The sequence below is a fragment of the Bradyrhizobium sp. PRIMUS42 genome, from assembly GCF_023006515.1.
Classification (GTDB): domain Bacteria; phylum Pseudomonadota; class Alphaproteobacteria; order Rhizobiales; family Xanthobacteraceae; genus Bradyrhizobium.
The window spans coordinates 1-6366 of the sequence record NZ_JALBGZ010000370.1 but is presented as its reverse complement, the minus strand read 5'-3'; the positions used below and the strand labels follow the sequence as shown (position 1 = coordinate 6366).

Genomic DNA, 6366 nt, shown 5'->3' with positions numbered 1-6366 from the left:
AGGTGTCACGGCTCTGCGCCGAAGGCGCTGCCGTCATCCGCGAGCAGCACCAGGGCCGAGAGTGCCGTCAGCGCGTCGCCGCCACGACAGGGCTCACGCCGCTTCGGTCGCATCGGCGCATTCCAGAGCTTTCGTCGCGGCCCGGTGCCGTCCGTCGGCAAAGATGCGACGATAGAGCACGACCGAGACGAGCCAGGCGATTACGAACAGCGCGATGACGGCGAAGCCGACATTGGCGAGCGACTCGTTAAGGCCGTCGACCAGCGTCCACACGCCCCCGGACAGGCCGAGCCGGTCGGCGGCCAACCCGAGCGCCTCGATGCCGCCGATCAACAGCGCGACTGCCACGGAGGCGCCAGTGATCGTGAGGTTGTACCAGAGCTTTCGCAGGGGATCGACGAACGCCCATCGATAGGCACTGACCATCAGCGCGGAATCGGCGGTGTCGACCAGCGCCATGCCGGAGGCGAACAGCGCAGGGAAAACCAGGATATCCGCAACCGACGCGCCGCGCGCGGCTTCGGTCGCGGAGATGCTGAGCAGGCCGATCTCGGTCGCCGTGTCGAAACCTAGTCCAAACAGGAAGCCGAGCGGATACATGTGCCATGGTTTTGTGACCAGGCGGAACAGCGGTCCGAGCAGTCGCGCGAAGACGCCGCGATTGGCGAGCAGCCTCTCGAGGCCTTCGGCGTCGTGGACGCCCTGCTCCCGTGCAGCACGGAACGTCCGCCACAGGCCGACCAAGATGACGAGGTTGATGGCCGCGATCACGAGCAGGAACATGGCCGACACCGACGTGCCGATGAGGCCACCGATCTCCTTGAGCAAGCTGTCGCCGCCAAGGCTCACCACGCCGAGCGCGAGCAATATGGTCGCGGCCACGACGACGGTGGAATGGCCGAGCGCAAAATAGAGGCCGACACTGTGCGGCGCGCCGCCCGTCTGCATCAATTTGCGCACGACGTTGTCGATGGCGGCGATGTGGTCGGCATCGACGGCGTGGCGCAGACCGAACACCCAGGCCAGCAGCGCAGTCGCCAGCACCGTCGGCCGGTCGCCGAACAGCGCGAAGGCCCAGGCCCAGGCGGCGATGTTGGCGGCGATGAGTCCCCCGAACAGCAGCAGCGTTCCGGATTCGATCGCCCGTAAAGTCCGCCTCACCGCTTGCTCCATCCACCCGATCCCGCAGTATGATGTTTATCAAGAACCCTCATACTGGCAAGAGCAAGAGCCGCGCCGCTTTGGCGCCTTGCGGCCGAAAAAACACAGCAAAACGGAAATCACCTCATTGATTCAATGGAAGATTTTTCGTCCGGCGCTGACAGCGCCGGAGCGGGATGCTCTGCTTTTATTGGCAAGCAACTATCGAACTTTGACGACCAATCTGACCGGTCTGCACGCGACGGTCAGGGACATGCCTGCTGCAGGCTGCAGCGATTACATATCCACGGTCATCGACAGCAGATAGGTGCGTGGTGCTCCAAGGAAGAACGTTCCGAATGAAGCCACGCTGGACCAGTAACTCTCGCCGGTCACATTCTGGATGTTTGCGCGGAAAACCGTCTTCTTGCCGTTGATCGCCGTGGTGTAACGGGCGCCGAGGTCGAGCCGCGTCCACTCCGGGATCGGCTGCTTGTTCGCGCTGTCGACGAACTGCCTGCCGGTGTAGATGACGGCGCCGTTCAAGGTGAGATCTCTCATCCACGGCAAGTCCCACTCCGCCCCGATATTGGCCTGAATGTTCGCAACGCCGATCGGCGTGTTGCCCAGATTGGCCGCAACCGCGGTCTTCGTCAGGGTGCCATCCAGCAGCGAGATTCCTCCGAGGAGACGAACATCCGGCAAAAGCTCGCCGAAGACGTTGAACTCGAGTCCGCGGACCCGTTGCTCGGCGGTCGCCGCGAAGCGCCCGGCGGACAGCTCTCCACTCGCCTTCGATATCTCGAAGGCGCTGAAGGTGGTTGCGATGCGGCCGAACTCCACCTTGACGCCGGCTTCGTACTGCTTGGCGACGTAGGGCTGCAGCACTTCGCCACCATTGGTAACGCCCGGCTGCACCGGCGCAACATCACCCCGGGCGAGGCCTTCGACATAGTTCGCGTACAAGGAGACATTGTCCAGGGGACGAACGACGAGGCCGACCACCGGAGTCACGGCGCTCTTGTCATAGGACGTCGTCAGCGTCCCGACATTGGAGGCGTAATTGTTCGCCTCGATGCCCTGGCGCCGGACACCCAAGGTCAACAGGATGCGCTCATCGAGCACGGACATGGTGTCCGCAATCGAAAGCCCCGTGAGCTGGCTGTCCGAGAGCCGGGGGCGGTCGCTGATCTCGTTGGCAAACTGAGTTGGCGCAATGGTCGGATTGTAGATGTTCGACCCGACCACGCTGCCATTGGTCAGCCGCCGGTACAGCGCGTCATGGTAGACCGAGGCCTGGAAGGCAAGGGCATGGTGGACGAAGCCGGTGTCGAAGCGGGCGCGGAGGCCGCCATCATATGTGGTTCGGTCAATGCTCAGCCCGAAGAACTGAGGCGTAGAGGTCGTGTTGCCGTTCGCGTTGACGATGGTCGGAAGACCGAAGAATCGCTCGACATTGGTCTTGGAGCCACCGACGTCCGCAAACAGCGTAACCTGGTCGCTGAGATCGTATTCGGTCCGCAGCAACACCGATTTGTCGGTGATGTGCGACCATTCCCAGGGCTGGGTCACGTTCAGCCGGCCATCCGGTGCCTTCGGCACCTGCAGGCCGGGAGCCATGAGAAACGGACGCGACGGAGCATCGAACCGATCGGTTTGCGCGATGAGATAGAGCCAGGACCTGAATCGCTCGCCCTGATAGTCGAGAGCCAGCGATCCGACACCTGTCGTTTCGGACTGGCGATCGATCGGCGTGTCGCCGTCGCGGAGGCTCCCGCTGGCCCGTACGCCCCATTGCTTGCCGTCGCCGTAACGCCGCGCGACATCCCAGTGACCGCCGAAGCGTGCAACCGAGCCGTAGCTTGCGGTCAAGCGGGTCAAATCCTCTTCCGCGCGCTTGGGCACGACGTTGATGACACCGCCGACGCCGCCATTGGGCGCCATGCCGGAAAGCGCGGCTGAAGGCCCCTTGAGCACTTCGATGCGCTCGACGTAGTCGGTAAAGATGCGATATGTCGGCGCAATTCCGTAAAGGCCCTCGAAGGCGAATTCACCGTTGTTGCCTTCGTTGATCGGGAATCCGCGAATGTAGAAGGAATCCACGATACCGCCCGTCGGGTGGGAGCTTCGCACGGACGGATCGAGGATCAGGGCATCCGCACCGGTTGCCGCCTGCCGATCCCGAATGAACTTTTCCGTGTAGCTCGTCACGTTGAACGGTGACTTCATCGTGCTGGTATTGCCGAGCATTCCCAGCCGCGCGCCCTGAGCGACCTCGCCACCCGCATAGGCGGGAGCGACCCCCGATTGCGGTCGCGCTGCGGCTGTTTCGACTTGCGCGGCGCCACGCGTCGGGGCGCGTCGCGAATTCGATCGGGCCCGGACATCGTTTCGTTTGGTCGGCGCACGGCGGGCCGATTGTTGCGCCGGCGCATCGACGGTCACGGGTGGAATGGAACTGCCGCCGTGTGGCGTTTGGGATCGAGCAGGCGATTCAAACCACGCGAGCAACGCAACTCCACCCAGCAGCGCCGCGCCAAAGCGCGCTACCGTCTCAACTCCACCCATACGTCGCATTTCCAGAAAGCCCTCATCGATGGCCTCTCTAGAAAGGCGCTATGGTGACGGCAACGAAAATGCGTGCGCTGCGATTTAGAATGTCTCGATCATCGATGACTGCAGTAGAAACTTTATCTGGAACGATTCCAATGACGCTGTGCGGCCGCGCGCAGAATGACGATGCGCGGTTGGATCTGCGACAGCGTCCCTTGCAAAATGCCGAGCGATCGAGATCACGACTCGTGTTGCGAGACGGGCGATGTTGAGCTGGTGAATCTCGCTGGTGCGCTCCCGGCAAGCAAGCCGGCGTGATCTCAGTCGCGCTTGATCCCGATCGACTTGACGATCGGTGCCAGGCGGGCCAGCTCGTCCTCGACCAGGCGCTGAAACTTGTCAGGACCTGAATCGACGTCCGGCTCCAGACCTTGCGAACGATAGCTTTCCTGCAACTGCGGATCGGCCATCGCCGTACGGGTCGCGATCGCGATCCGCTCCACGATCGCATCCTGTGTCGCTCTCGGAGCGAACAAGCCAAACCAGCCGGCATAGCTGAGGCCCGGCATGCCGGATTCGATGACCGTCGGAATGTCCGGCGCGCCACTCAACCGCCGATCGCTCGTCACGGCGATCATCCGCAGCTTGCCCGCATGGTGCAATTGCAGGATCTGGCTCGAGACCACGGCAATGACCGAGGAGATCTGGCCGCTGACAAGGTCGTTGGTCGCGGGCCCCATGCCGCGATAAGGAACATGGACAAGGTCCGCCGTGAGACCGGATTGCATCCTGAACATCTCTCCGACGAGATGATTGCCGGTGCCGACGCCCGGCGTGCCATAGGAAAGCCCGCCCGGATTGCCCCGCGCAAAAGCTGCCAGCTCTCGCAGGTCCTTCACCGGCAAGGAAGGATGAACCGCGAATGCCAGCGTGCTGGTGATCAGGCGATAGATGGCGCGGAAATCGCGAACCGTGTCGTAGGCAGGCTGCGCGGAGGACAATGGAATCATCACCTGGGTGCTGCCATTGCCGAGCAAGAGCGAATAACCGTCGGCTGCGCTCTGCGCCACCGCGGCGGTACCGATCGCACCGCCGGCGCCGCCGATATTCTCGACATAGATCGGCCCCAGCAGCGAGCCGATCCTGTCGGCCCAGGGACGGCCGATCTGATCACCCGCGGCACCAGCCGTGTAGGGAATGACCAGCCTGATGGGGCGGGAGGGGTATTCGTCAGCGGCTGCGCCGCCAGGCCAGACGGCCAGCACCGAGACCCCCGCCGCCATATCGAGCAGTTCTCGCCGTGAGAGAAGGGACATCTTCTGCGTATTCGGGACTGAGCTGGTCATCATACACGAATGTGGCGCCTGGAAAACGCGCAGGACGAGCGACTGCGGAATTAAGAATTTGGTAACGATACGAACGTGGTTGAACGCATTAATGCAAATTGCACGCCGCCGGTGTCTAGCCCGTAACGACCCTGCTATAAAGCGAGTGACGGCTCGATCGATCTTCGCGAATTGTCCGGTTTCCTTGATTGCGCATGAACAAGCTTAGCAACACGTTCGACATCGCCATCGAGCAGTCGTTCGACTTTCTGTCTCCGGAATATGCCGAGCTGTTTGATCGCTCGGCCGCTACCGCGTTCCAGCATCCGATCTGGCTGCACTGCCTCTACACCAGGCTCGCGCCGGAAGCGGGTGCGGCACCGCTGGTCGTCGTGGTCCGCCACCGCGCGACGGGAGCCCTCGCGATGGTGCTGCCCCTGCTCCGGATCCGGCGCGGTCCGATCCGAACCGTCGAGTTCGCCGACCTGCGCGTCTCCGACTATCTGGCGCCGGTCTGTAGCCCGGAATTGTTTTCGCAGCTGCTCGACGACGCGGCTGCATGCGCGGAGATTCAGCGCCTCGTTCGTCCTTTCGATCTGCTCCGAATGACCAAGCTGCCCGACGGGCGGCTTCCGATCGAAAACCTCCTGGCTGCGTCGCGCCGCGTAGCGATGGACACCAACGCCTACGCGACGGTTCTTGTCGCGCCGTTCGAGCAATGGCGAGCCAGTGCGATCGATCGCTCCTATCAGAAGGAGCTCGCCAAGAAATATCGTCAGCTCCAGAAGAAAGGCGAGCTGAGCTTCTCATGCTGCAACGACAGCGCCTCCGTGATTGAGGCCATGGAGGTGATGAAGAAGTTTCGCGGTCCGCGCTTTCAGGCGCAAGGCGACGGCGATCTGCTGCAGCGCCCCGAATATTTCGGCTTCTATTCCGACGTGGCCCTTCGTGGTCTCGGCGCCTTTGTGCGCCTCTACGCCATGACGATGGACGGCGAGGTGATCGCCGCCGTGCTCGGACTGTGCCATCGCGACAGCTTCCTCATCATCATGAGCGCCTTCGACATCGCCGGCTACAAGAGCCAGTCCCTGGGCGCGCTGATGTTCGAGCAGGTGGCGCGGGACTGTATCGAGCGCGGGGATCAGATGCTCGATTTCACTATTGGTGACGAGCCCTACAAGAAATTGTTCGGGGGACAGCCTTCGCCAATGTGGGCGGTCACGAAAGCCGGCAGCACCGCAGGCGCCGTCGCCCTGTTCGCGCTGAAGCAGGCTCCCTGGCTGAAACTGGCGGCCAAGCGGCTATCGGATCTGCGGCTGCTGCCCGCCCGCACCCCAACGCCCACGCG

The 6366-nt window shown here is 62.9% G+C and carries 4 protein-coding genes; 1 reads left to right on the top strand and 3 read right to left on the bottom strand.

The features are described from left to right. Positions 1 to 93 precede the first annotated feature (93 nt). The 3 genes from MOV75_RS23685 to MOV75_RS23675 form a co-directional block, all read right to left on the bottom strand. Positions 94 to 1173, bottom strand: a complete 1080-nt coding sequence (locus MOV75_RS23685; RefSeq protein ID WP_246929982.1) for a HoxN/HupN/NixA family nickel/cobalt transporter — start codon at positions 1171 to 1173, stop codon at positions 94 to 96. Between the two features lie 264 nt (positions 1174 to 1437). Then, positions 1438 to 3390: a TonB-dependent siderophore receptor gene (locus MOV75_RS23680; protein ID WP_246929981.1), complete on the bottom strand. Its 1953-nt coding sequence runs from the start codon at positions 3388 to 3390 to the stop codon at positions 1438 to 1440. A 623-nt stretch (positions 3391 to 4013) separates the two neighbouring features. Next, the gene (locus tag MOV75_RS23675; protein ID WP_246929980.1) at positions 4014 to 5009 is read right to left on the bottom strand and encodes a tripartite tricarboxylate transporter substrate binding protein; all 996 of its coding nucleotides are present in this window, start codon (positions 5007 to 5009) and stop codon (positions 4014 to 4016) included. A gap of 224 nt (positions 5010 to 5233) precedes the next feature. On the opposite strand from MOV75_RS23675, the gene MOV75_RS23670 reads away from it, so the two are divergent. Further along, the coding region (locus tag MOV75_RS23670; protein WP_246929979.1) for a GNAT family N-acetyltransferase at positions 5234 to 6366 on the top strand (1133 nt) is incomplete at its 3' end.